At 67.9% G+C, this 25852-nt stretch carries 23 protein-coding genes; 4 read left to right on the top strand and 19 right to left on the bottom strand.

Translation table 11 applies throughout. From position 1 onward, the window contains the following. Positions 1-182: 182 nt before the first annotated feature. From AX676_RS01395 to rpsB, 8 genes are all read right to left on the bottom strand, one after another. Positions 183-1316, bottom strand: coding sequence for a M50 family metallopeptidase (locus AX676_RS01395; protein ID WP_066480939.1), 1134 nt, complete (start codon positions 1314-1316; stop codon positions 183-185). Then, positions 1313-2470 carry a 1-deoxy-D-xylulose-5-phosphate reductoisomerase gene (dxr, locus tag AX676_RS01390; protein WP_066480940.1) on the bottom strand — a complete coding sequence of 386 codons (1158 nt, stop codon included), beginning with the start codon at positions 2468-2470 and terminating at the stop codon, positions 1313-1315. The genes AX676_RS01395 and dxr overlap by 4 nt, the downstream gene beginning before the upstream one ends. After that, positions 2467-3270, bottom strand: a complete 804-nt coding sequence (locus tag AX676_RS01385; RefSeq protein WP_066480941.1) for a phosphatidate cytidylyltransferase — start codon at positions 3268-3270, stop codon at positions 2467-2469. Before AX676_RS01385 ends, dxr begins: the two co-directional genes overlap by 4 nt. Then, positions 3267-4007, bottom strand: coding sequence for an isoprenyl transferase (locus AX676_RS01380; RefSeq protein ID WP_082731050.1), 741 nt, complete (start codon positions 4005-4007; stop codon positions 3267-3269). The genes AX676_RS01385 and AX676_RS01380 overlap by 4 nt, the downstream gene beginning before the upstream one ends. Then, the gene (gene frr, locus AX676_RS01375) at positions 4004-4561 is read right to left on the bottom strand and encodes a ribosome recycling factor (protein ID WP_066480942.1); all 558 of its coding nucleotides are present in this window, start codon (positions 4559-4561) and stop codon (positions 4004-4006) included. The genes AX676_RS01380 and frr overlap by 4 nt, the downstream gene beginning before the upstream one ends. Before the next feature lie 25 nt (positions 4562-4586). Further along, positions 4587-5312, bottom strand: coding sequence for a UMP kinase (gene pyrH / locus AX676_RS01370; RefSeq protein WP_066480943.1), 726 nt, complete (start codon positions 5310-5312; stop codon positions 4587-4589). 124 nt (positions 5313-5436) lie between these two features. After that, the gene (gene tsf / locus AX676_RS01365; RefSeq protein ID WP_066481004.1) at positions 5437-6369 is read right to left on the bottom strand and encodes a translation elongation factor Ts; all 933 of its coding nucleotides are present in this window, start codon (positions 6367-6369) and stop codon (positions 5437-5439) included. Positions 6370-6556: 187 nt separating this feature from the next. Then, positions 6557-7360: a 30S ribosomal protein S2 gene (rpsB, locus tag AX676_RS01360; protein ID WP_066480945.1), complete on the bottom strand. Its 804-nt coding sequence runs from the start codon at positions 7358-7360 to the stop codon at positions 6557-6559. Positions 7361-7574: 214 nt separating this feature from the next. Between rpsB and AX676_RS01355 the strand changes: the two genes are divergently transcribed. After that, positions 7575-7817: a hypothetical protein gene (locus tag AX676_RS01355; RefSeq protein WP_066480947.1), complete on the top strand. Its 243-nt coding sequence runs from the start codon at positions 7575-7577 to the stop codon at positions 7815-7817. Here the strand turns inward: AX676_RS01355 and pssA are convergent. After that, a complete protein-coding gene (gene pssA, locus AX676_RS01350) occupies positions 7747-8547 on the bottom strand; it encodes a CDP-diacylglycerol--serine O-phosphatidyltransferase (protein WP_066480949.1) in 801 nt (266 codons plus the stop codon). The two genes, AX676_RS01355 and pssA, sit on opposite strands and share 71 nt — an antisense overlap. An 11-nt stretch (positions 8548-8558) precedes the next feature. Continuing rightward, positions 8559-9287 (bottom strand): phosphatidylserine decarboxylase, encoded by a 729-nt coding sequence (locus AX676_RS01345; protein ID WP_066480951.1) that lies wholly within the window; start codon positions 9285-9287, stop codon positions 8559-8561. Between the two features lie 190 nt (positions 9288-9477). Between AX676_RS01345 and AX676_RS01340 the strand changes: the two genes are divergently transcribed. Then, positions 9478-10701, top strand: coding sequence for an NADP-dependent isocitrate dehydrogenase (locus tag AX676_RS01340; RefSeq protein ID WP_066480953.1), 1224 nt, complete (start codon positions 9478-9480; stop codon positions 10699-10701). Between the two features lie 143 nt (positions 10702-10844). Continuing rightward, entirely contained in the window at positions 10845-12677 is a 1833-nt protein-coding gene (locus AX676_RS01335; RefSeq protein WP_231726008.1) for a cation:proton antiporter domain-containing protein, read from the top strand. On the opposite strand, the gene AX676_RS01330 is transcribed toward AX676_RS01335, so the two are convergent. Continuing rightward, positions 12674-13153: a hypothetical protein gene (locus AX676_RS01330; RefSeq protein WP_156437778.1), complete on the bottom strand. Its 480-nt coding sequence runs from the start codon at positions 13151-13153 to the stop codon at positions 12674-12676. The two genes, AX676_RS01335 and AX676_RS01330, sit on opposite strands and share 4 nt — an antisense overlap. Positions 13154-13212: 59 nt before the next feature. Beyond that, entirely contained in the window at positions 13213-15885 is a 2673-nt protein-coding gene (alaS, locus tag AX676_RS01325; RefSeq protein ID WP_066480957.1) for an alanine--tRNA ligase, read from the bottom strand. Positions 15886-16062: 177 nt separating this feature from the next. On the opposite strand from alaS, the gene AX676_RS01320 reads away from it, so the two are divergent. Continuing rightward, positions 16063-17310 carry a dicarboxylate/amino acid:cation symporter gene (locus AX676_RS01320; RefSeq protein WP_066544057.1) on the top strand — a complete coding sequence of 416 codons (1248 nt, stop codon included), beginning with the start codon at positions 16063-16065 and terminating at the stop codon, positions 17308-17310. Positions 17311-17724: 414 nt separating this feature from the next. Here AX676_RS01320 and AX676_RS01315 read toward each other — a convergent pair whose 3' ends face one another. The 7 genes from AX676_RS01315 to smpB form a co-directional block, all read right to left on the bottom strand. Beyond that, entirely contained in the window at positions 17725-18351 is a 627-nt protein-coding gene (locus tag AX676_RS01315) for a glutathione S-transferase family protein (RefSeq protein ID WP_066480958.1), read from the bottom strand. A gap of 137 nt (positions 18352-18488) precedes the next feature. Further along, a complete protein-coding gene (gene recA, locus AX676_RS01310; protein WP_066480960.1) occupies positions 18489-19565 on the bottom strand; it encodes a recombinase RecA in 1077 nt (358 codons plus the stop codon). A 128-nt stretch (positions 19566-19693) separates the two neighbouring features. Continuing rightward, positions 19694-20062 carry a response regulator gene (locus AX676_RS01305; protein ID WP_066480963.1) on the bottom strand — a complete coding sequence of 123 codons (369 nt, stop codon included), beginning with the start codon at positions 20060-20062 and terminating at the stop codon, positions 19694-19696. Between the two features lie 39 nt (positions 20063-20101). Continuing rightward, positions 20102-22495, bottom strand: a complete 2394-nt coding sequence (locus tag AX676_RS01300) for a hybrid sensor histidine kinase/response regulator (protein ID WP_066480965.1) — start codon at positions 22493-22495, stop codon at positions 20102-20104. A 98-nt stretch (positions 22496-22593) separates the two neighbouring features. Continuing rightward, entirely contained in the window at positions 22594-24657 is a 2064-nt protein-coding gene (locus AX676_RS01295) for a M13 family metallopeptidase (RefSeq protein ID WP_066480967.1), read from the bottom strand. 57 nt (positions 24658-24714) lie between these two features. After that, entirely contained in the window at positions 24715-25278 is a 564-nt protein-coding gene (locus tag AX676_RS01290) for a DUF2062 domain-containing protein (protein ID WP_066480968.1), read from the bottom strand. A 4-nt stretch (positions 25279-25282) separates the two neighbouring features. After that, positions 25283-25765: an SsrA-binding protein SmpB gene (gene smpB / locus AX676_RS01285; RefSeq protein WP_066481008.1), complete on the bottom strand. Its 483-nt coding sequence runs from the start codon at positions 25763-25765 to the stop codon at positions 25283-25285. Positions 25766-25852: the final 87 nt, after the last annotated feature.

The raw sequence follows: 25852 nt of genomic DNA, 5'->3' as shown, positions 1-25852 counted from the left end.
GCGCGGGGGCCGGTGCGGTTTGGGCCAGCGCTTCGCCCGACAGCGGGACGCCCGCCAACATGCTGCCGGCAAGCAGCATCGCGGTCGACGCCGTATATTTGGAAACCGTCTTCGCTCTCACCATAAACCTCAAAACCGGAAAAACCGCCCGCGCTTGTCGCGCACGCCCTGCACCAACCGCTTTAGCCGATCAACCCGGCCAGGTTCCGCCACACCCCGAACGATCCCAGATCGTTGACCGTGACGAGCACCATCAACGCCAGCAGCGCCGCCAGCCCGCCGCGAAACGCCCATTCCATGACCTGCGGCTCCACCGGCCGCCGCCGTACGCCCTCCACCGCGTAGAACAGCAGATGGCCACCATCCAGCATCGGGACTGGCAACAGGTTGATGAATCCCAGATTAATCGAAACCAGCGCAACCAGGAACAGGAAGTCCGGCAGGCCGAGCGCCAGCTGCTCGCCCGATGCGCGCGCGATGCTCAACGGCCCGCCCAGCTCCTTGACCGAACGGCGTCCGGTGATCACCTGGCCCAGCGTGTCGACCATCATCGTCACGATCGATCCGCATCGGCGCAGCGCCACTGCCGGCGCCTCGACCAGGCTGACCGGCCGGGCCACCGCGGTGCCGCGCTCCACGCCCAGCTGGCCGATGCGATAGACGTTGCCGAAGCGGTCCTGCTGCGTTTCCACGCCGATCTTCGCCGACAGGCGAAGCGGCGCGCCCGCGCGGACCACATCGATGCCGACGGTTTCGGCCGGACGGATTTTGACGAAGCGGGCGATCTCGTCGAACGTCTCGACCGGGCGACCCGCGAGCGCGACGATCCGGTCGCCCGATCGCAGCCCCGCCTGTGCCGCGGCGCTGCCCGCCACCACGCGTTCGATCACCGGCGGCGTGCGCGCCTCGCCATAGGCCAGCGCAAAACCCATCAGGATCAGGATCGCGGCGACGAAATTGATCGCCGGGCCCGCGGCAACGATGATCGCGCGCTGCCACAGCGGCTTGGCCTGAAAGGTCTGGGCACGCTCGGCGGGGGGCAGCGCCAGCCACTCCGGGTCGGGCTGGCTGGCGGGGTTCATGTCGCCGGCAAAGCGGACATAGCCGCCGAGCGGCAGCCAGCCGAAACGCCAGCGCGTGCCGCGCCGGTCGGTGAAGCCGGCGACTTCATGGCCGAAACCGATCGCGAACACCTCCGCCTTCACGCCAAAGGCGCGGCCCGCCAGATAATGGCCCAGCTCGTGCACGAAGACGAGCGGCCCGATCACGAGCACGAATGCGACCGCGTACAACAGGAACCCCGGCGCTTCGGTCAATGCACGCAATCCTTCACTCGTTCCCGCGCGACCCGGCGCGCTTCCGCGTCGACACCCAGCACGGCTTCGAGCGTCAACGGGTCTTCCGGATCATAGCCCGCCAGGGTATCCTCGACGATTGCGGCAATTTCGAGGAAGCCGATCCGGCGATCGAGGAACGCGGCGACCGCGATCTCGTTGGCGGCGTTCAGGATCGCCGGCTTGGCCCCGCCGGCGATCAACGCGGCGCGGGTGAGGCGCAGCGCCGGGAAGCGGTCCGCGTCGGGTGCCTCGAAATCGAGCCGCCCCACCGCGACCAGGTCGAGCGGCGGCATCGGCGTCGCCATCCGGTCGGGCCAGGCGAGCGTGTGCGCGATCGGCACGCGCATGTCTGACGGGCCGAGCTGCGCCAGCATCGACCCGTCGACATATTCGACCATCGAATGGATGACCGACTGGCGGTGCAGCACGATCTCGATCTGCGCCTGCGCGACGGGAAACAGCCGCGCCGCCTCGATCAGTTCGAGCCCCTTGTTCATCAGCGTCGCCGAATCGACCGAGATCTTGGCCCCCATCGACCAGTTGGGGTGCGCCACCGCCTGTTCGGGCGTCACCTGCGCCATCTGGTCGCGCGTGAAATCGCGGAACGGCCCGCCGCTCGCGGTCAGAATGACGCGGCGGATCCGCTCGGGCCGGGCGAAGTCGAAGCACTGGAAGATGGCGTTATGCTCCGAATCGGCAGGCAGCAGCGTCGCGCCCGACCGCGCGGCGGCGGCCAGGATGACGTCGCCCGCCGACACCAGCGGCTCCTTGTTGGCAAGGACGACGGTGCTCCCCTGCTCGATCGCGGCCATGATCGGGCTCAGCCCGGCACAGCCGACGATTGCGCCCATCGTCCAGTCGACCGGCATCCGCGCGGCTTCGCACACCGCCTCGGGTCCGCCGCCGGCCGCGATGCCGGTGCCCGCCAGCGCCTCCCGCAGCGCCGGCAGGCAGCTTGCGTCTGCCACTGCCGCAAAGGCCGCGCGGGTGCGGATCGCCGCCGTCGCCAGCCGCTCGACATCGCAATTGGCGGTCAGCGCGACGACGCGGAAGCGTTCCGGCTCGCGCTCGATCAGGTCGAGCGTCGAGGTGCCGATCGAGCCGGTCGCGCCCAGGATGGTAACGGTTTTCATGACAGGAGCCCTGAAATCAATTCTGGCGTGACGACGAACAGCGCGGCGAGCGGCGCGACGGGGACCAGCCCGTCGAGCCGGTCGAGCACGCCGCCATGGCCGGGCAGCAGCGTGCCCGAATCCTTGACGCCGGCCCGCCGCTTGAGCGCGCTTTCATACAGGTCGCCGGCCTGGGCGACGACGGCGAGCAGCGGCGTCGCGGCGGCGAGGCGGATGGGCAGCCCGAAGCCGTGCATCACCGCGCCGAATGCCCCGGCGGCGATGACGCCCCCGCCCAGCCCGGCCCAGGTCTTGTTGGGGCTGATCGCCGGGGCCAGGCGCGGTCCGCCGATCGCGCGTCCGGCGAAATAGGCACCGATGTCACAGGCCCACACCAGCGCGAGCGCCCAGAAGACCAGCAGCACGCCGTCGGTGCGGTCGCGCAGCATCAGCAGCGCCAGCGCGGGCAGCCCGGTATAGGCGACGCCGAACGCCAGCCGCGCACGCCGCGTCACGATGACGACGAAGAATGCCGCCCCCGCGATCAGCCCCAGCGCGAAGAAGCCCGGGCCCGCCGCCCACGGGCACATGATCGCCAGCGGTACCGACAGCGCGAACTGCGCGAGCCGCGTCGTCGTCGCGCTGGCACTCGTCAGCCCACCCCATTCCGCGAGCATCAGCAGGCTGGCGATGACCACCAGCAGCCAGAAGGCCCAGGTGCCAAGCAGCAACGCCGCGCCCGCCGCCGCGATCAGCAGCATGCCGACGAGCGCGCGGACGGGAAGGTCGGACGGGCGGGGCGACGGCGCTTGCGACGTCACAGACCACCGAAACGCCGCTGACGCCCCGCGAAGATATCGAGCGCCTGGGCCAGCGTCGCGCCGTCGAAATCGGGCCACAGCGTGTCGACGAACACCAGCTCGGCATAGGCCGCCTGCCACAGCAGGAAATTGGACAGGCGTTGCTCGCCCGAGGTGCGGATCAACAGGTCGAGCGGCGGCAGGTCGCGCGTCGTCAGTGCCGCCTCGAACGCCGCTTCGTCGATGCTGTCGGGGTCGATCTCGCCCGCCTGCGCCCGGGTCGCCAGCGCGCGCGCGGCCGCGACGATCTCGGCCTGCGCGCCGTAATTGAGCGCGATCACCAGCGTCTGGTCCTCGAACGCGGCGGTTCGCGCGACCGCATCGTCGATCATTGCGACGATGTCGTCGGACAGCACGTGATAATCGCCGATGACGCGCAGCCGCACGCCCTCGCGCACCAGTTCGTTCAGCTCGCTGCGCAGGAAATGGCGCAGCAATCCCATCAGGTCGCTGACCTCTTCGGCGGGACGCCGCCAGTTCTCCGAAGAAAAGGCATAGAGCGTGAGCGCCTCGATGCCCAGTTCGCGCGCGGCGCGCACCACGCGGCGCACCGCCTCCACGCCCTGCTTGTGCCCGGCGATGCGGGGCAGCCGCCGCGCCTTTGCCCAGCGGCCATTGCCGTCCATGATGATCGCGACATGACGCGCGGGTGCGCCCGCATCGGGCGACGGCACCGCATGGGCGGGAACCGCGGTCACTTGCCCAGGATTTCCTTTTCCTTGGCGGCGGCGGCGGCATCGAGATCGGCGATCGTCGCGTCGGTCAGCTTCTGGACTTCGGTTTCCATCCGCTTGCGCTCGTCCTCGCTGATCAGGCCCTTCTTCTCGTCCGCCTTCAGGCTGTCCATCCCGTCGCGGCGAACGTTGCGCGCGGCGATGCGTGCCTTTTCGGCATATTGGCCGGCCAGCTTGGCCAGCTCCTTGCGCCGTTCCTCGGTCAGGTCGGGGATCGGCAGGCGCAGCGTGGTGCCGTCGACGATCGGGTTGAGGCCCAGCCCCGCCGACCGGATCGCCTTGTCGACCGGGCCGACATTCGACTTGTCCCACACCTGCACCGACAACAGCCGGGGTTCGGGGGCGGAGACGGTGGCAACCTGGTTGAGCGGCATGTGCGAGCCATAGACCTCGACCGTCACCGGATCGAGCAGCGAGGTCGACGCGCGCCCGGTCCGCAATCCGCCCAGGTCGTGCTTCAGCGACTCGACGGCGCCGGCCATGCGGCGTTCCAGATCGGCCTTGTCATATGCGGCCATCGGCGGCTCCTCTTCTTGTTCTTGCTCAGTTCGGATTGTTCTGGACGATCGTCGACGTGCCCTCGCCACGCAGCACGGCGGCCAGATTGCCCTCGGCGCGGATGTTGAACACGACGATCGGAATGTCGTTGTCGCGGCACAGCGCGACCGCGCTTGCGTCCATCACCTTCAGGTCGTCGGCCAGCACGCGGCTGAAGCTCAGCGTGTCGTACCGCTTGGCGGTCGGCACCTTCTTGGGATCGGCGTCATAGACGCCATCGACGCTGGTGCCCTTGAACAGCGCATCGCACTTCATCTCGGCCGCGCGCAGCGCCGCGCCGGTATCGGTGGTGAAGAACGGGTTGCCGGTGCCGGCGGCAAAGATCACCACCCGCCCCTTCTCCAGATGGCGCTCGGCCCGCCGCCGGATATAGGGCTCGCATACCGAGGCCATCGGGATCGCCGACTGGACCCGGGTGTCGACGCCCAGCTTTTCCAGCGCGTTCTGCACCGCGAGCGCGTTCATGACGGTCGCCAGCATGCCCATATAGTCGGCGCTCGCCCGGTCGAAGCCCTTGGCCGCACCGGCGAGCCCGCGAAAGATGTTGCCGCCGCCGACAACCAGGCACAGCTCGTGCCCGGCTTCGCGCGCGGCCTTCACCTCGCGCGCGACACGGTCGCAGGTGGCGGGGTCTATGCCGAACTGGCCGGAGCCCATCAGGACTTCGCCCGACAGTTTCAGGAGGATGCGCTGGAAGCGGGGCTGGGTCATGGTTCCGAACTGGCTGGCCGAAGCGGCTTTGGGTCAAAAGGAAGCGGCGCGGACCTTAGAGGTGCCGCGCCGCCATGCCAAGCGAGCAATCGCCGCACGCGTCGCGCGGCGATCCCGTTCGGGCTCAATCCTTCTTGAGGCCCGCGGTCGCCGCCACTTCGGCCGCGAAATCGCTTTCTTCCTTCTCGATACCCTCGCCCAGCTGGTAGCGGACATAGCCGGTCAGCGCGATCGCGGTGCCCGCATCCTTCGCGGCCTTGGCCACCACGTCGGCGACCGGGGTCTTGCCGTCCATGACGATCGGCTGGCTCAGCAGCGCGTTTTCCTTGGCGAACTTCTTGATCGCGCCGTCGACCATCTTCGCGATGATGTCGGCGGGCTTGCCGCTTTCTGCGGCCTTTTCGGTCGCGATCTGGCGCTCACGCTCGATCACGTCCTGGTCGAGGCCCGTCTCGTCGAGCGCCAGCGGGAACGCGGCCGCGATGTGCATCGCGATCTGCTTGCCCAGCGGCTCGAGCACGTCGACGCCCGCGTCGCTTTCCAGCGCGACCAGCACGCCGATCTTGCCCAGGCCCGGCGCGGCGGCATTGTGGACATAGGGGATGACCGCACCCTGGCCGACCGAGATCCGCGCCGCGCGGCGCAGCACCTGATTCTCGCCGATCGTCGCGATGTTGGCGGTCAGCACTTCGTCAACGGTCGCGCCAGATTCCATCTTCGCGGCACGCAGCGCGTCGAGGTCGTCGCCCTGGTCGAGCGCGATCGACGTGACTTCGCGGACGAAGCTCTGGAAAATCTCGTTCTTGGCGACGAAGTCGGTCTGGCTGTTGACCTCGACCGCGACACCCTTGGTGCCGGCCACCGCGATGCCGACCAGGCCCTCGGCCGCGGTGCGGCTCGACTTCTTGGCGGCGGCGGCCAGTCCCTTGGTGCGCAGCCAGTCGACTGCGGCTTCCATGTCGCCGCCCGTTTCGGCCAGCGCCTTCTTGCAATCCATCATGCCAGCGCCCGAACGCTCGCGCAGTTCCTTGACGGCAGCGGCGGTGATCTCGGCCATGTTCGTTTCCTTCGGTTCGGGCCGTCGCATGTGCGCGATCGGCTCGCAAATAGGGTTTCCAGTCACGACGATGCGCCGCCCTTCCGATGAAGCGCGGCGACCGCCTTGCCATCCAATGCCCGCCAGAACCGGGCCGGATGCGACAGGGCGGCGGTTAGGGCCGCCCCGTTACACAAAAAAGACGGCGTTACGCCTCGACCTGCGGTTCGCCTTCCACGGCGACGTCGGCATCGGCCTCAACCGCAAGCGCTTCCTCCGCCGGCGGCTCGTCCATCGCGCCCAGGTCCATGCCAAAGCTCGCCTGGCGCTCCTGGCCGCCGCGGGTCGCGGCGATCGCCACGGCTTCGCAATACAGGCGGATGGCGCGGCTCGCGTCGTCATTGGCGGGCACCGGGAACGCGATGCCGTCCGGCGACACGTTCGAATCGAGGATCGCGACGACCGGGATGCCCAGCGTGTTGGCTTCCTTGATCGCCAGCTCTTCCTTGTTCGCGTCGATGACGAACATGATGTCGGGAATGCCGCCCATGTCGCGGATGCCACCCAGGCTGAGTTCCAGCTTGTCGCGCTCGCGGGTGAGCTGCAGCACTTCCTTCTTGGTCAGGCCGTGCGTGTCGCCCGACAGCTGCTCCTCGAGCGACTTCAGGCGGCGGATCGACTGGCTGATCGTCTTCCAGTTGGTGAGCATGCCGCCCAGCCAGCGGTGGTTGACGAAATGCTGGCCCGAACGGCGCGCGGCGTCGGCGATCGGCTCCTGCGCCTGGCGCTTGGTGCCGACGAACAGCACCTTGCCGCCCGCGGCGACGCTGGCGCTGACGAATTCGAGCGCGCGCGCGAAGAGCGGCACGGTCTGGCTGAGGTCGAGGATGTGGACGCCGTTGCGGTCGCCAAAGATGTAGGGCTTCATCTTCGGGTTCCAGCGATGCGTCTGGTGGCCGAAATGCGCGCCCGATTCGAGCAATTGCTGCATGGTGACGACAGGTGCCGCCATAGGGATAACTCCTTCCGGTTGGTCCTCTGGGAAGCGAATATCCAGGCACGCCCGGACACCGGCTTATGTGCTTCCCATGTGGAATGAGCGGCGCGCTTACCCGCCCGCCGCCCGAAAATCAACGTCGAAAAATCAGCGATTGACAGTTGGAACATTTATCGAACATAGACGTTCCACGGAACATAGAACGAACATCATCGATCGCGAGGCGGATATGACCGGGTTTCTGAGCACGCTCCTGTTCTTCGTCGCCGGGCTGGTGTCGCTCGGCATCATCGCCGCCACGGGGTGGCCCGCGCGTCGGCGCATCATCGCGCTGCTGCGTGAAGGCACCGCGATTGCGCCCGTCGCTACGCGGACGCCGGGCCGTGTGGTTCAGGTCCGCTTCACGCCGGCCCCGCGTCCGGCCCCGCGTCCGGCGATGCTGCCGGTGGCGGCGCTGCGCGCAGCCGCCTGACCCGGCCATAGCCGCGGATGCTGAACGGGATCGACAACAGATAGGCGAGGCAGATCACGGTCAGCGACTGCCACGGCGCGGTCAGCATCGTGGCGACGACCAGCACCGCAAGCGCGATCGCCTCGAACCGGATGTTCTGGCGCAGCCGGAGCGACGACCAAGAGAAGGTGGCGAGGCTCGACACCATCAGGAACGCGATGAAGGCGACCCACAGCGCCACCAACCACGGCGTGCGGAACGTCGCGTCGCCCGACCAGATCCACAGATAAAGCGGCAGCATCGCCAGTCCTGCGCCTGCGGGCGCGGGGACGCCGGTCAGGAAGCCGGCGGATTTGTGCGGCTGGTCCTTCAGGTCGATCGCGGCGTTGAAGCGCGCGAGCCGCAGGGCGCAGAACACCGCATAGATCAGCGCGCACATCCAGCCGAAGCGCGGCAATTCGACCATCGCCCACAGATACATGATCAAGGCGGGCGACACCCCGAACGAAATCGCGTCGGACAGGCTGTCCAGCTCGGCCCCGAACCGGCTTTCGCCGCGCATCATCCGCGCCACCCGGCCGTCGAGCCCATCGAGCACGCCGGCCACCAGGATCATCAGCACCGCGCGTTCCCACTCGCCGCCGATCGCGAAGCGGATGCCGGTCAGCCCCGAACACAGCGCGAGTGCGGTGACCGCGTTGGGGGCGAGCGTGCGCAGCGGGATGCCCCGGGCGGGGCGCGGTCGGCGCATCCGGGGCCGGGCTATTGCGCGAGGCCGCGGGCGGGCGGCAGCGCCGGGCGACCGATCACGGTTTCGCCCGCCACCGCGCGCTGGCCCAGCGCGACCTGCGGGGTGAAGCCTTCGGGCAGGAACACGTCGACCCGGCTGCCGAAGCGGATCAGGCCGATGCGCTGGCCGCCGACAACGATGTCGCCGGGCTTGACGAAGCCGACGATGCGCCGCGCGAGCAGCCCGGCGATCTGGGTGAAGCCGACACGCACGCCGTCGCGGCCTTCGACCACGATGTGCTGGCGCTCATTCTCCTCGCTCGCCTTGTCGAGATCGGCGTTGAGGAACTTGCCGGAAATGTAGACGACCTCGCGCACCGTGCCGCTGATCGGGGTGCGATTGATGTGGACGTCGAACACGCTCATGAAAATCGACACGCGCACCAGCGGCGCCTCGCCCAGCCCGCGCGGGCCGCGCAGCTCGGGGGGCAGCGCGACGCGCTCGATCATCGTCACCAGCCCGTCGGCGGGCGAGACGATCAGCCCCTCGCCCTGCGGCGTGACGCGTACCGGATCGCGGAAAAACGCCGCGACCCAAAGGGTGAAGATGATCAGGGGCCAGGTCAGCGCGGGCAGGAACAGCCACGCGACGAATGCCACCCCCAGCGACAAGGCGATGTACCGGTGCCCTTCCGGGTGCACGCCCGGCCAGCGCCACTTCACGGTCGTCGTGACGACCGGCGGCTTTTCTAGCGATCCCATGCGCCAAGCCTAGCTGTGTGTTCGCGGCAACACAATCACTCATGCCGAAACCCGGGCAAAGCGCGCCGCGCGCCCTGCCGCGTCTGCGAACTCTTGCTGTCGCGGACCGGCGAGGCGGTTGATCCCGGCCGGGCTTGCCCCTAGACGCTGGCGCAATCCCATTCACCCTTCCCCAGGAAAGCAAGCATCGATGGCGAAGATCAAGGTCACCAATCCGGTTGTCGAAATCGATGGCGACGAGATGACCCGGATCATCTGGCAGTGGATTCGCGAGCGGCTCATCCTGCCCTATCTCGACATCCAGCTCGACTATTACGACCTCGGCATCGAGAAGCGCGACGAGACCGACGACCGCATCACCGTCGAAAGCGCGCGCGCCATCCAGAAATATGGCGTCGGCGTGAAGTGCGCGACGATCACCCCCGACGAGCAGCGCGTCGAGGAATTCGGCCTCAAGAAGATGTGGAAGTCGCCCAACGGCACGATCCGCAACATCCTGGGCGGCGTGGTGTTTCGCGAGCCGATCGTGATCAGCAACATTCCGCGCCTGATCCCCGGCTGGACCAAGCCCATCGTCGTCGGCCGTCACGCGTTCGGCGACCAGTATCGCGCGACCGACTTCCGCGTCCCCGGACCCGGCAAGCTGCGCATGGTGTTCGAGGGCGACGACGGCACCGTGATCGACGAGGAGGTGTTCCAGTATCCCTCCTCCGGCGTCGCTATGGCGATGTACAATCTCGACGATTCGATCCGCGATTTCGCCCGCGCGTCGATGCATTACGGGCTGGGCCGCGGCTGGCCGGTCTATCTGTCGACCAAGAACACGATCCTCAAGGCGTATGACGGCCGCTTCAAGGACATCTTCGCCGAAGTGTTCGAGACCGAGTTCGAGGCGAAGTTCAAGGAAGCCGGCATCGAATATCAGCACCGCCTGATCGACGACATGGTCGCCAGCGCGCTGAAATGGCACGGCGAATTCGTCTGGGCCTGCAAGAATTACGATGGCGACGTCCAGTCGGATCAGGTCGCGCAGGGCTTTGGTTCGCTCGGCCTGATGACCTCGGTCCTGCTTACCCCCGACGGCAAGACCGTCGAGGCGGAGGCCGCGCACGGCACCGTCACCCGCCATTATCGCCAGCATCAGCAGGGCAAGGCGACGTCGACCAACCCGATCGCGTCGATCTTCGCGTGGACCGGCGGCCTCAAATATCGCGGCAAGTTCGACGGCACGCCCGAAGTTACGCGCTTTGCCGAGACGCTCGAGCGCGTCTGCATCGAAACCGTGGAAAAGGGCGCGATGACCAAGGATCTCGCGATCCTGATCGGTCCCGATCAGCCCTGGATGACCACCGAACAGTTCTTCGAGGCGGTGCGCGTCAACCTCGAACAGGAAATGGGCAGCATCATCGGGTGAGGTCCGCCGGGTGGCCGCGCGCCACCCGGATCGAACGGCGCGATGTCGCGGCAGCCTGTCGTCGGGCGCGCGCGTCCGTCCTTGCGTGATCAGGCGGCCCTGCGCGGGCGCTGCGGTTGCCGTGCGCGCATTCGACCGCCATCATGGCGGCACGAACCAACCGAAAGTCGCTGATGTTCAACCTGCAGAACCCGGCACTCAGCGACGCGCTCGTCATTCTCGGCGCGGCGGGGCTGATCATCCCGGCCTTTGCGCGCTTCCGGATCAGCCCGGTGATCGGGTTCATCCTGGTCGGGATGCTTGCGGGTCCCGGCGGGCTCGGCACGCTCGTCGACCGTTATCCGTGGCTCTATCATATCACCATCACCGACGGCGAGGCGATCGAGCCCTATGCCGAATTCGGCATCATCCTGCTGCTCTTCTCGATCGGGCTCGAACTGTCGTTCAAGCGACTGTGGGCGATGCGCACGCAGGTGTTCGGGCTGGGCGCCGCCGAACTGCTCGGCTCGGGCGTGCTGCTTGCGATCGCGCTCAACCTGATGGGCCAGGCATGGGCGGGCGCGTTCGGGCTGGGGATCGCGCTCGCCCTGTCGTCGACCGCGCTGGTGCTGCCGATCGCCGGGACGGAGCGCCCCGCGGGTCGCGCCGCCTTTGCCATGCTGCTGTTCGAGGATCTGGCGCTCGTCCCGATCATCTTCATGCTGGCGGCGACCGGACCGATGGCCAGCGCGGCCGGCTGGCTGGGCTTGGCCAATGTGTTCGGGGTCGGCGCGCTGACCGTCGCCGGGCTGTTCATCGGCGGCCGGCTGCTGCTGCCGCGCCTGTTCGCCCAGGCCGCGCGGACCAAGAGCCCCGAACTGTTCCTCGCCGCCAGCCTGCTCGTCGTCATCGTCGCCAGCCTCGCGACCGGGGCGACCGGCCTGTCGCCGATCGTCGGCGCGCTGCTCGCGGGGCTGCTGATCGCGGAAACGCCCTATCACAGCGAGGTCGAGGTGATCACCGCGCCCTTCAAGGGCCTGGCGCTCGGCGTCTTCCTGATCACGATCGGGATGCAGCTCGACCTGCGATTGATCCTGGCCGACTGGATGGCGCTGCTCGCCGCGATCGTCGGCGTCATGCTGGTCAAGACGCTGGTCACCGCGACCTTGCTGCGCCTGTCCGGGGCGCGGCGCGCGACGGCGGCGGAAACCGGGCTGATGATGGCCAGCCCGTCGGAAACGACGCTGATCGTGCTCGGCGTGGCGAGCGCGGCGGGGCTGATCCTGCCGTCGACCGCCGCCTTCTGGACGACGGTGACCGCGATCGGGCTGACGATCACCCCGTTGCTCGCCGCCGCCGGCCGTGTGGTCGCGCGCGCGATCGAGAACCGCTCGGGCGAGCTCCCGCCCGAGGCCGATGTCGGCATGGCGGGGCCGGGCAGCGTCATTATCGGCTTCGGTCGTGTCGGCCGCACCGTGGCCGACATGCTGCGCGTCCATGGCAAGACCTTCGTCGCGGTCGATGCCGACATCGATACGGTCAACGACGCCCGCCGCGCGGGCTATCCGATGATTTTCGGCGACGTGTCGCGGCCCGAACTGGTCGATCGCCTCAATCTCGGCCGTGCCGATGCGCTCATCCTGACGATGGACGATCCGGTACTGACCGCGCGGCTGGCGCGGCGCGTGCGCGGCTGGGTCCCCCATCTGCCGATCATCGCGCGCGCACGTGATGCCGCGCATGCCGCCGAGCTCTATCGCGCGGGCGTCACCGATGCGGTGCCGGAAACGCTGGAAAGCTCGCTCCAGCTGTCCGAAACCGTACTGACCGACCTGGGCGTCGCGGTCGGCCCGGTCATCGCCAGCATCCACGAAAAGCGCGACGAGATGCGACAGGCGATCAAGGAAGCGTCCGAACTGCAACGCGAACCGCGCCTGCGCCGCACCCGGCTGGGCGAGATGCCCGATGCCGGCGCGAAACCCGATGCGCCGGGCTAGCGGCGGCGGATCGTGACGCGCAGGCCGCCGTCGCCGCGCAATTCGCGCACGCTTTGCGGCGGCAGGTCGACCTGCCCCCCGATGGTCACCGTCTGCCTTACGGCGGGGCAACTCGTTCCCGGACGTGTCCAGGTGACATCCAGCTGAACCCGGTCGCTGGACTCGCCGAACACAAGGTTGCGCAACATCACGCGCAGCGATTTCTGAGTCTGTGCGTCCCGCCCGGCGGCCTCGCCCCCACACGCACGGTCGGCCTCGCGAAGCTCGGACGAATAGCTTGAGGGCGTCCGTCCCGTGACAAAGAGCGTGCCCGACCATAGCGGCGCGTCGCCGCCGCGCACGTCGATCTCGACCTCATAGGGCGCGATCTCGCGCGCGTCGGTCGAGACCGACCGGACTATGACCGGCGGCGGCGAGGATTGCGCCAGCACTGGGGCAGCAACCAGCACGGAAGTCGCAATCAGGGTGACCATCATGGTGTCGGCTCCTTTGGCACCCGGGCCTATCCGCGCAGTGTCAACGTCTCATGAATCGTTCAGGCCGCCGCCTTCACCTCGCCCAGCGCGGCGCGGATCGCGTCGATGGCATCGGCCGCGCGCGCACCGTCGGGGCCGCCGCCCTGCGCCATGTCGGGACGGCCGCCGCCGCCCTGCCCGCCCAGCACCGCCACGGCCCCGCGCACCAGTTCGACCGCGCTCACCCGCGCGACCAGGTCGTCGGTCACCCCGACCGCGATCGATGCGCGACCGTCGTTCAGCGTGATCATTGCGATCACCGCCGAACCCAGCCGCTGCTTGGCCTCGTCGATCGCACCGCGCAGCGCCTTGGGGTCGAGCCCGTCGACCACCTGGCCCAGGAAGGGCGTGCCGGCAATGTCCTCGGCACCGGCGGGCGCGGCAGCCGCGCCGCCGCCCGCGCCACCGCCCAGGGCGAGCGCCTTTTTCGCCTCGGCCAGCTCGCGCTCCAGCCGCCGGCGTTCCTCGACCAGCGCGACGACGCGCGCCGGCACCTCGTCGGGCGCGGCCTTCAGCACGCCTGCCGCCTCGCGCAGCCGGTCCTCGCGTGCGGTCAGCCACTGGCGCGCCGCCTCGCCGGTCAGCGCCTCGATGCGCCGCACCCCGCTCGACACCGCGCTTTCGCCGATGATCTTGAACAGCGCGATGTCGCCCAGCGCGTTGACATGCGTCCCGCCGCACAGCTCGACCGAATAGCTCGCATCGGTGCCGCGTCCCATCGACAGCACGCGCACCTCGTCGCCATATTTCTCGCCGAACAGCGCCAGCGCGCCCGCCGCCACCGCGTCGTCGGGGGTCATCAGCCGCGTCGTCACCGCGTCATTGCCCCGGATCTGGGCGTTCACCTCCGCCTCGATCGCTGCGATGTCGTCCGCGCTCAGCGCGGTCGGTTGCGAAAAGTCGAAGCGCAGCCGGTCGGGCGCGACCAGGCTGCCCTTCTGCGTCACATGCCCGCCCAGCCGGTGGCGCAGCGCCGCATGCAGCAGGTGGGTCGCCGAATGATTGGCGCGCAGCCGCGCGCGGCGATCGGCGTCGATCGCCAGATGCACCGTATCGCCGACCGCGATCTCGCCGCTGTCGATCCGGGCATGATGCGCGTGCAGCCGGCCCAGCGGCTTCGACGTGTCCTGGACAACCGCGGACAGGCCCCGGTCGTTGCCGATCGTGCCCGCGTCGCCCATCTGACCGCCGCTTTCGCCGTAAAAGGGCGTCTGGTTGGTGACGATCGTCACCGCCTCCCCCGCCCCCGCCCGCTCGACGCGCACGCCGTCGCGGACCAGCGCCACCACCTGACCCTCGCCCGCATCCGCGGTGTAGCCGATGAACTCGCTCGACCCGACCTCGTCGGCGATGTCGAACCAAACCTCGTCGCTCGCCTTCGCGCCCGATCCCTTCCAGGCGGCGCGCGCGGCGCGCTTCTGCTCGGCCATCGCCGCGTCAAACCCGGCGCGGTCGACGCTGATCGACGCCGCACGCAACGCATCTTCGGTCAGGTCATAGGGAAAGCCGTAGGTGTCATAGAGCTTGAACGCGGTCTCGCCGGGCAGCGTGTCGCCCGCACCCAGCCCGCGCGTCGCATCGTCCAGCAGCCGCAGGCCGTTGGTCAGCGTCTGGCGGAACCGCGTTTCCTCCTGCAACAGCGTCGCCTCGATCAGCGGCTGGGCACGCAGCAGCTCGGGATAGGCGCCGCCCATCTCCGCCACCAGCGCGGGCACCAGCCGGTGCATCAGCGGGTCCTTGGCACCAATCAGGTGCGCGTGGCGCATCGCCCGGCGCATGATCCGGCGCAGCACATAGCCGCGCCCTTCATTGGCGGGCAGCACCCCGTCGGCGACCAGGAACCCCGACGCGCGCAGATGGTCGGCGATCACCCGGTGGCTGGCGCGGTGCGCGCCGTCGATCGCCGCGCCCGACAGCGCACCCGATTCGTCGATCAGCGCGCGGAACGTGTCGGTGTCGTAATTGTCGTGCACCCCCTGCAGCACGGCGGCCACGCGCTCCAGCCCCATGCCGGTGTCAATGCTCGGCTTGGGCAGGTCGCCGACGATCTGGTCGGCTTCCTGCAGATGCTGCATGAACACCAGGTTCCACACCTCGACAAAGCGATCGCCGTCCTCGTCCGGGCTGCCGGGCGGCCCCCCGGGGATGTGATCGCCATGGTCGAAGAAGATTTCCGAACACGGCCCGCACGGCCCGTCCGATCCCATCGCCCAGAAATTGTCCTTGGTCGCGATGCGGATGATGCGGTCGTCGGGCAATCCCGCGATCTTCTTCCACAGATCGAACGCCTGGTCGTCGGTATGATAGACGGTGACGGTCAGCCGGTCCTTCGCGATCCCCCATTCGCGGGTGATCAGGTTCCACGCGAGCTCGATCGCGCGATCCTTGAAATAGTCGCCGAACGAAAAATTGCCGAGCATCTCGAACAATGTGTGGTGGCGCGCGGTATAGCCGACATTGTCGAGGTCATTGTGCTTGCCGCCGGCGCGCACGCATTTCTGGCTGCTCACCGCAGTCGAATAAGGCCGGCTTTCCAGCCCGGTGAAGACGTTCTTGAACGGCACCATGCCCGCGTTCACGAACATGAGCGTCGGGTCATTGTGCGGGACCAGCGGTGCGCTCGGCACGCGGGCATGCCCCTCCCGCTCGAAATAGTCGAGGAACGTGCGGCGGATGTCGTTGGTCGATGTCATGCCCGCTGATCTAGGCGGTGGCGCGCCACACCTCAAGCGACAGAAATGCCGCCTTCGTCACGCCCCGTCCCGACGGAGCGGCGCGCCGGGGGTTGCCATTCGCGCCCCGGGGCGGCACCCCTTGAACTGACAGGGCCGCAACGCGCCACGCATGATTGACCAGAGGAACGACGACGCATGGCCAAACGGCTGACCTATTACATCCTGATCGCACTGGTGCTCGGGCTGATCGTCGGCTGGGGGCTGAATGCGGCGATCGACGACGGCGGCGGCGCGGGCACCGCGCAGCTCAAGGAGATTGCCGGCTATCTGTCGATCATCACCACGGTGTTCCTGCGCCTGATCAAGATGATCATCGCGCCGCTCGTCTTCTCCACGCTGGTGGTCGGCATCGCACATATGGGCGACAGCTCGACTCTGGGCCGCGTCGGCTTCCGCTCGCTCGCCTGGTTCGTGTGCGCCAGCCTCATCTCGCTGTCGCTGGGCCTGGTCCTCGTCAACCTGCTCCAGCCGGGCGTCGGGCTCAACCTGCCGCTGCCCCCCACCGATGCCGCATCGGGGGTCGCCCAGGCGGGCTTCAACCTCAAGGATTTCGTCGCGCACCTCGTCCCCGCCTCGATGATCGAGGCGATGGCGAGCAACGAGATCCTTCAGATCGTCGTCTTTTCGGTGTTCGTCGGCGTGGCACTCACCGCGGTGGGCGAGAAAGGGGCACCGCTCGTCCGCGCGCTTGAGGGGCTGGTCGCAGTGATGCTCCAGATCACCGACTATGTGATGCGTTTCGCCCCGTTCGCGGTGTTCGCCGCGGTCGCGGGCACGCTGGCGGAGCGCGGCCCGGGCGTGATCGGCGACCTCGCCTATTTCATGGCCAGCTTCTATATCGGCCTCATCCTGCTGTGGACGATCCTGCTCGGCGTGGCGTTCGCGATCATCGGCCCGCGCGTCGGCCAGCTGATCCGCTATCTGCGCGATCCGATCCTGCTCGGTTTCTCGACCGCCTCGTCGGAGGCCGCGTATCCGCGCACGCTCGAGGCGCTCGACCGCTTCGGCGTGCCGCCGCGCATCGCCAGCTTCGTGCTGCCGCTCGGCTATTCGTTCAACCTCGACGGGTCGATGATGTACATGACCTTCGCGTCGATCTTCATCGCGCAGGCCTATGGCATCGACCTCGGCTGGGGCCAGATGATCACGATGCTGCTGGTGCTGATGATCACGTCAAAGGGCGTGGCGGGCGTCCCGCGCGCCAGCCTGGTGGTCATCTCCGCGACGCTCGCGCTGTTCGACATTCCCGAAGCCGGCTTGCTCCTGATCCTCGCGGTCGATCACTTCCTAGACATGGGGCGCACCGCGACCAACGTCATCGGCAACGCGATCGCCGCCAGCGTCATCGCCAAGTGGGAGGGCGGGCTGGACGCACCCGAATAGCTTCCGCCAGATCGGCGGCTGACCCAGGCTCGCCCGCTTTCTGGGCGGGATCTGGATCGTGACTGCCCGCTTGGCCGGCATTCCCACGCGCGCGCGGTTTGCGTGTCGCCCGCGCCGCCGTGCAGGGGGCATCGGCAAGCCCGCAAAGGCCGCGGGGAAACTGCGAGACGCTGCCGACCCTAAAGCCTGATGACGTTAGATCGACCCGCCTCTCTAGCGACTTCCTCGTCACCCCGGCCTTGTGCCGGGGTCCACGGAGCTACACGTCACAACCGTCGGGACTGCGCGGCTCGCTGGACCCGGCACAAGGCCGGGGTGACGAACGTTGATTCCGAGCAAAGTCATCTTGCTCTAAATCCCCGCCAAGTCACGCGCGCTTCGGTAAACTGCACTCAGGTGGAGTGCCTTAACCCCTCACGCATAGGCATAGGGGCCGCCGCGTGCCAGTGCCGCCTGATAGGCCGGGCGGGCGTGGATCGTGTCCAGCCACGCAATCGTCGCCGGGCGCGACGCGTCGAGCCCGGCACGGCTGCGCGCCGCCTCGAGCGGAAAACTCATCATCACGTCGGCGGCGGTGAACTGGTCGCCGGCGAAATAGGGCCGCGCCGCCAGCTCGGTCTCGACATAGTCGAGATGGACGTCGATCATCGGCTGGATGCGCTTCATCGCCGGCTTGCCCATCAGCGGCACCCGGCTCAGCACCAGCTTGACCAACAGCGGCGGCATCAGCGACCCTTCCGCATAATGCAGGAAATAGCGGTAGCGCAGCGCGGAGTCGCGATGCGCGGGCGCGCCCAGCCGGCCATCGGCGCGGTCGACCAGATATTCGACGATCGCGCCGGTTTCCGCGACCACCGTGTCGCCGTCCTGGATGACCGGCGACTTGCCCAGCGGGTGGACCCGGCGCAGCGCGGGCGGTGCCAGCATCGTCGCGGCATCGCGTGCATAACGCTGCACCTCATAGGGCAGCCCGAGCTCCTCGATCAGCCAGAGCACGCGTTGCGAGCGCGAATTTTCGAGGTGATGGACGACGATGGTCATGGCGTTCCCCGGTGATGACGGCCCCGACCTGCTAACCGGGTTCGCCTCAAAGCGAAAGGACAGCCGGAAATGCCGACTGTCCTTTGCTGACCCCAGCGTCGCGTGCGCCCCGTCCCTTCAAGGCCGGGCGCGCGTGATCAGGCGTCTTCCATCTCGTCTTCGGGTCCGCCGACCATCAATTCCTCGGCGACCTTGTCGGTACGCGCGCGGATCGCGGCTTCCAGCCGGGCACAGACCTCGGCATTCTCCTTGAGGAAATTCTTGGCGTTCTCGCGCCCCTGGCCGATGCGGATGCTGTCATAGCTGAACCATGCGCCCGATTTCTCGACCAGCCCGGCCTTGACGCCCAGGTCGAGGATCTCGCCGATCTTCGACACGCCCTCGCCATACATGATGTCGAATTCGACCTGCTTGAACGGCGGCGCCACCTTGTTCTTGACCACCTTCACCCGCGTCGTGTTGCCGATGATCTCGTCACGATCCTTGATCTGGCCGGTGCGGCGGATGTCGAGCCGGACCGAGGCGTAGAATTTGAGCGCATTGCCCCCCGTCGTCGTCTCGGGATTGCCGTACATCACGCCGATCTTCATGCGCAGCTGATTGATGAAGATGACGATGCAGCGCGATCGGCTGATCGATCCGGTCAGCTTGCGCAGCGACTGCGACATCAGCCGCGCCTGCAGCCCGACATGGCTGTCGCCCATCTCGCCCTCGATTTCCGCACGCGGCACCAGCGCCGCGACCGAATCGACGACCAGCACGTCGATCGCATTCGATCGCACCAGCGTATCGGTGATCTCCAGCGCCTGTTCGCCGGTATCGGGCTGCGAGACGATCAGCTCGTCGATATTGACGCCCAGTTTCTTGGCATAGACCGGGTCGAGCGCGTGCTCGGCATCGACGAACGCGGCGGTACCGCCCATCTTTTGCGCTTCGGCGATCACGTGCAGCGCCAGCGTCGTCTTGCCCGAGCTTTCCGGACCATACACCTCGACCACGCGCCCGCGCGGCAGCCCGCCGATGCCGAGCGCGATGTCGAGCCCGAGCGAGCCGGTCGAGATCGCCTCGATCTCGATCTTCTCGCGGCTGCCCAGCTTCATCGCCGAACCCTTGCCGAACGCGCGGTCGATCTGGGCGAGCGCGGCGTCGAGCGCCTTCTGCCTGTCGTTGGAGACTGCCATCTTGCTATCAATCACCTTGAGCTGAGCCGCCATGCGGAGCCTCCGTCGCTAGAGCAAGCGCGCGAAACGTTCAATGCGCTGGCGACGTTGTATATGCTTTGTTCCGTGAGAACAAGTGGGGAACTTATGGTCGTCGCGGTCCCCCCGGCGATGCGCCGAATTCAGCTTCCGGCGGTCATGTTCTCGGTCAGGCGGTCGAACGCCGCGCCGACCGCGTCGAGCGTGAACGGCTTGGCCAGCACCGGGTGCCGGCCGCCGCCGATCATTTCGCCGCTGCCGCCGGTGGAGACGATGAACGGGATGCCCGCACGGGTCAGCCGCTCGGCCACGGGCGTACTATGCTCGCCGCCGCGCAGATGGAGGTCGAGGATTGCCGCGTCGATGTCGCCCGCATCGATCCGCGCGAGCGCGTCCTCGACGGTGTCGGCCACGCCGGCGACCTGCTTGCCGAGCACGTCGATGAAATCCTCGAGCATCATGGCGATGAGCGGCTCATCCTCCACGATCAATATGCGCTCCAGTTTCGTCATCTTCCCGCCTTCTCTACCGCGGGCGATGCCCGATCTGTTCTAGCTGCCGCGCAACACGTCGCGTGCCGCCTCGCCAAGCTGTTGTACCGAAAAGGGTTTCGGCAGAAACGTTACGTTGTCAAGGTCGATCGAACGCCGCAGCTGCTCCTCCGCATAACCCGACATGAACAGGATCGGCAGGTCGGGATATCGCTCACGCACATGCCGGGCCATCGTCGGCCCGTCCATCGACGGCATTACCACATCGGAGATCAAAAGGTCCGGGCGCGGACATGTTTCCAGCAATTCGAGCGCAGCCTCGCCATTTTCGGCGACCAGTACGGTATAGCCCTGTCGGCCCAGGCCGCGCTGCGCGACGACACGCACCATGCTGTCGTCCTCGACCAGCAGGATCGTCTCGGTGCCCCACATGTCGGCGGCCTTTTCGCGACCACGCACGGCGGCGCTGATCTTGCCCGGCGTGTCGGCGGCATGGACGGGCAGATAGATGGTGAAGGCGGAACCCTCGCCCGGCACCGATTCGGCAAAGATGTAGCCGCCCGACTGCTTGACGATGCCATAGACCGTCGACAGCCCCAGTCCGGTGCCCTTGCCGACCTCCTTGGTCGTAAAGAACGGCTCGAAGATCTTGGGCATCACGTCGGGGGGGATGCCGGTGCCGGTGTCGGAGATGCGCAGCGCCGTATAGTCGCCGATCGGCAGGACATCCTCGTCCATCGCGCGCACCTGCGATGCGGGCACGCCCATCGTCTCGATGGTCAGCGTGCCCCCGCCCTGCGGATTCTTCGCCAGCATGGCGTCGCGCGCATTGACCGCCAGGTTGACGACCACCTGCTCGAGCTGTCCGGGGTCGGCGCGCACCAGGCCCAGGTTGCGGCCGTGCTGGACGACCATGTCGACCGTCTCGCCCAGCAGCCGCTTGAGCAGGTTCGACACCTCCGAAATGATGTCGGGCAGCTGCAACACCTGCGGGCGCAGCGTCTGCTGGCGCGAAAAGGCGAGCAGCTGGCGGGTCAGGCTCGCGGCACGGTTGGAATTGGCGCGGATCTGCTGGATGTCGTCATAGTCGCTGTCGCCCGGCGTGTGGCGCATCAGCATCAGGTCGCAATGGCCGATGATCGCGGTCAGGATGTTGTTGAAATCGTGCGCGATGCCCCCGGCGAGCTGGCCGATGCCCTGCATCTTGTTGGCCTGGGCGATCTGGCGCTTGAGCGTCGATTCCTCGCCGCTGTCGCGGACCGCCAGCACCACCGCCGCATCGCCCAGCCCGCGCGCGCCCGCCAGCATCACCGCCACCGGATCGTCGGGCCGGTCCTTCAGCCGCACCGCCATGTCGGTGGAATAGGCCGCCCCGTTGGCAAAGCGCCGCACCGCGTCGGACAATGCCGCCTTGTCGTCGCGCACGACCAGGTCGCTGGGGTACAGCGGCGGCGCGTCGGGGTTGATCGACGCGACCCGCATGAACCCCTCGTTCATGTGGACGAAGCGCCCATCGCGGTCGATCAGCGCGATCGCGATCGGCAGCATCGCGATCAGCGATCGCAGCTGCCCGACCGCCGCCGATCCGCTGGCGGGCACCGTCGGGCCGGGCTCCTCGTCGTCCAGGATGGCGACCGGCATCGGCATGTTGTCGCCCTCGAGCAGCGGCAGCTGCACGACGCGCAGCGGGTTGCCCTCCATCCCCTCGCGCTCGAACCGCACCAGCCCGCGCGAATCGGCGGTCAGGAACCGGGCGAAGTCGCGGCCTTCGGCGGATGTCTCGGCACTTCCCGTCGCGCGTGTCCCGAACACGCGGTTGGCGGCGCGGATCCGGCCATTGGGCTCGATCAGCACGACCATGATGCCCGCCGCGCCCAGGCGATCGCCCATCGGCCCGCTGACAAGGGCGGCGAACTGGCTGGCCAGATCGGCGGCGGCGGTGCCGACGAAGCGCCACACCAGCGCATGGTCGCCCGCGCGGAACAGGCTGACCTGGAACCGGCGCCCCTCGCGCTCGATCGCGACGGGTTCGGCCACCCCGTCGCGCCACGCGGTCCGCACCGCTTCGCGCAGCGCCGCGCGCCCTTCCCCGTCGACGGGCAGCTCGGGCGGGGCGGCATAGCTGTCGAACAGGTCGGCGAAGCGGGGATTGGCGCAAACGAGCGTGCCGCTGCGGTCGGTCACGGCAATGGCGTGGTCGCTCGCGTCGGCGATGGTGCGGACGATCGACCAGTCGGTGATCGCGGTCGGCGCGGCGGGCGTGCGGCGGGCATGGTTGGCGATGGCCAGCGCGATCGCACCGACACAGACGCCGGCCGCGCCGAAACCGGCCGCGATCAACGGGTTGCGCAGCGCGAACAGGACGATCGCCGCCGCCAGCAGCGCACCGATCAGCGCGATCAGCCACGCACCGCGCGACGATATCGGGGGGGAAGGTTCGGGAAGCGATGCCATGATGCCGGACGCTTGTCTTGCGCCCGGCATCGCGGGTCAAGCGGCTTCACCCCGCCCGGATCACCGCTGATCCGATCGGGGTGGGCCGATCTCGCGGGTTACCAGATCCGCACGCGCTGCGCGGGCGCGAGGTACAGCTTGTTCGTCGCCGCGGGCTTGTAGGCGTCATACCACGGCTCCAGGTTGCGCACGACCGCAACCCGCTGTTCCGACGGCGAATGCGGATCGGTCAGCAGCCGCTGCGCGAGATTCTGCTCGCGATAGTTGCGCCGCCAGATCTGCGCCCAGCCCAGGTAGAAACGCTGGTCGCCGGTAAAGCCGTCGATCACCGGCGCGGGCTTGCCGCCCAGCGACGCCTGGTACGCCTGATACGCCACCGTCAGTCCCGCCAGGTCGGCGATGTTCTCGCCCAGCGTCAGCTTGCCCTGCACCCGCTTGCCGGGAAGCGGCTCATAGGCGTCATACTGCTTGACCAGCTGATCGGTCAGCGCGGTGAAGCGCGCGACGTCCTGCTCGGTCCACCAGTCGGTCAGCGCGCCGTTGGGATCGTATTTGCGGCCCTGGTCGTCGAAATGATGGCTGATCTCGTGTCCGATCACCGCGCCGATGCCGCCGTAATTGACCGCTGGGTCCGCGTCGGGGTCGAAAAAGGGCGGCTGCAGGATCGCGGCCGGGAACACGATCTCGTTCATCACCGGATTGGCATAGGCGTTGACCGTCATGGGGGTCATGAACCACTCCCATTTGTAGATCGTCTGGCCCAGCTTCTGGATGTTGTAGTCATATTCCCACTGGTTGGCGCGCAGCGCGTTGCCGAACGCGTCGCCCGCGACGATCTTCAGCCCCGACATGTCGCGCCACTTGTCGGGATAGCCGATCTTGGGGGTGAAGGCGGCGAGCTTCTGGCGCGCCTTGACCTTGGTTTCCGGCGCCATCCACTCGAGCGCGTCGATGCGCTTGCCCATCGCCTCGGTCACGTTCTTGACCAGCTGGTCCGCCGCCGCCTTGGTCGACGCCGGGAAATAACGCGCGACATAGACCTGGCTGACCTCGTCGCTCAGCGCGCCGGTGGCGAAATCGACCGCGCGCTTCCACCGTTCCTCCTGTTGCGGCGTGCCCGACAGGGTGGTGCCATAGAAGTTGAACGCTTCCGCATCGAACGCGCTCGGCAGCACCGCGGCGAAATTGTCGAGCGACCGGACGATCAGCTGGTCCTGCAGCACCGTTACCGGCGCCTCCGAAATCGCCTTGGCGATGCCGGCGACCGCGCTCGGCTGGGCGACGATGACGCTGTCGACATTGGTGCCCGCGGCCTTCAGATAGGTCGGGAAGTCGAAGCCCGGGGCCAGCTTGGCCAGCTCGGCCAGCGTCAGCTTGTTGTACGTCTTGTCGGCGTCGCGGCTCTCGATCCGGGTCCAGTGCGCGGTCGCGATCTTCGTCTCGTGGTCCAGGATCGCCTTGGCGCGTGCGGCGGCGTTGGCCTCGCCCGCCAGCGTCAGCACCTTGGTCAGGTGCGCCAGATACGCGTTGCGCGTCTCGACCAGCTTGGCGTCGGTCGACAGGTAATAATCGCGGTCGGGCATCCCCAGGCCCGACTGGCCCAGATTGGCGGCATAGATGTCGGGCTGCTTGTCGTCGGGGCCGACATAGCCGCTGAACGGTCCGCCCGCGCCGTTGCGCTGCGCTTCGGCGACCAGCGCGGCATAGCCCGCCTTGTTGTCCTTCAGCGCCTTGATCTTGTCGAGCCACGGCTTGATCGGGGCCAGCCCCTTGGCATCGATCGCCGCGCGGTCGAGGAAACCGGCATAGGCCATGCCGATCCGTGAATTGGCGTCGCCCTTGCTCTCCTCGAGGATCGCGCGCGTGCGCGTCTTCGACAGCTCGTCGAGCACGGTGAACATGCCGTAGTTGGACTTGTCGGCGGGGATCGGCGTGTTCTTCGCCCAGTTGCCGTTGGCATAGGCATAGAAGTCGTCACCGGGCGCGACGCTGCGGTCCATGCCGGCAGCATCGAATCCGAAGGTGCCGATTTCGGCGGCGGGTGCGCCCGGCGCGACCGGGGCGGGCGCCGCCGCACCCAGCGTCGTCACGCCCCCGGTGCTGCAGCCCGCGACCAGCGCGGCAGTGGAGGCAAGCGCGAGCAACGAACAGGTGAAACGCATGGATTGGCATCCCCATCTGGTGTGAATGCCGCTGTCTTAGCCCACTGATACGCTCAGTCAATCGCGCCGGGGGGCCTGCCGTCGGCTGCGCCGCCACTTGCGGACGATCCACCACCGCCAGCCGAGCACCGCCAGCCCGTAGCCGACGATCGCCCCGCCCAGCGCCAGCGCGACCAGCCCCGTCGCGGTCGCCGGCCCCGCCTCGACCAGCAGCCAGTCGAGAAAGCTCGCATCCGCCGCCATGCTGGTCGAGATCGGATTGCCCGGCACCTGCGCGTCGAGACGCAGGATCCAGCGGCCGACCCAGTAGGCCGCGACCCAGATCGGCGGCGTGGTCAGCGGATTGGTCAGGAACGTCGTCGCCGCGGCGACCGGAATGTTGGCGCGGAACGGAAAGGCGAACAGCGCCGAGATCGGCGTCTGCGCCACCGGCACCAGGATGCCGACGATCACGCCCAGTGCCACGCCGCGCGGGACCGACCGGCGGGTGAAGCGCCACAGGACGGGCGCGAGCACGCGATGCGCCACCGGGCGCAGCCAGCGCACCGCCTCGATCTGTTCGCGGGTGGGCAGCAGCGATTTCAGCCGGGCGAACCAGCCCGGCTGCGCGGGCGCGGTCATCGGCTCAACCCCGGTCGCGGAGCAGCCGCTGCTGCTCGCGCTTCCAGTCGCGTTCCTTGATCGCGTCGCGCTTGTCGTGCGCCTTCTTGCCCTTGGCGAGCGCCAGCTCGACCTTGGCGCGCCCTTGGCTGTTGAAATAGATCGACAGCGGAACGAGCGTCATCCCCTCGCGCGCGACCGCGCCGTGCAGCTTGTTGATCTCGCGCTCGTGGAGCAGCAATTTGCGCGGCCGGCGCGGCTCATGGTTGAACCGGTTGCCATGGCTGAACTCCGGGATGTTGGAATTGACCAGCCACACCTGCTCGTCGTTCACCTCGGCATAGGATTCAGCGATCGATCCGCTCCCGAAGCGCAGCGACTTCACCTCGGTTCCGGTCAGCGCGATGCCGGCCTCATAGACCGTCTCGATCGCATAATCGAACCGCGCGCGCCGGTTTTCGGCGACGGTCTTGACCTTGTCGAACGTGGCGGGACGCGGGCGAGCCATGGGAGGCGCGACATAGGCGCTGCCGCCGCGGATTGAAAGCGGGGTTGTGCGGACCTGCATTCCCCTGCCTCCACCAACCCGTTTACT

The sequence above is a fragment of the Sphingomonas sp. CCH21-G11 genome (assembly GCF_001555965.1).
Taxonomy (GTDB): Bacteria; Pseudomonadota; Alphaproteobacteria; order Sphingomonadales; family Sphingomonadaceae; genus Sphingomonas.
The sequence above is the reverse complement of the archived record's forward strand: the minus strand, read 5'-3'. Positions and strand labels throughout refer to the sequence as shown.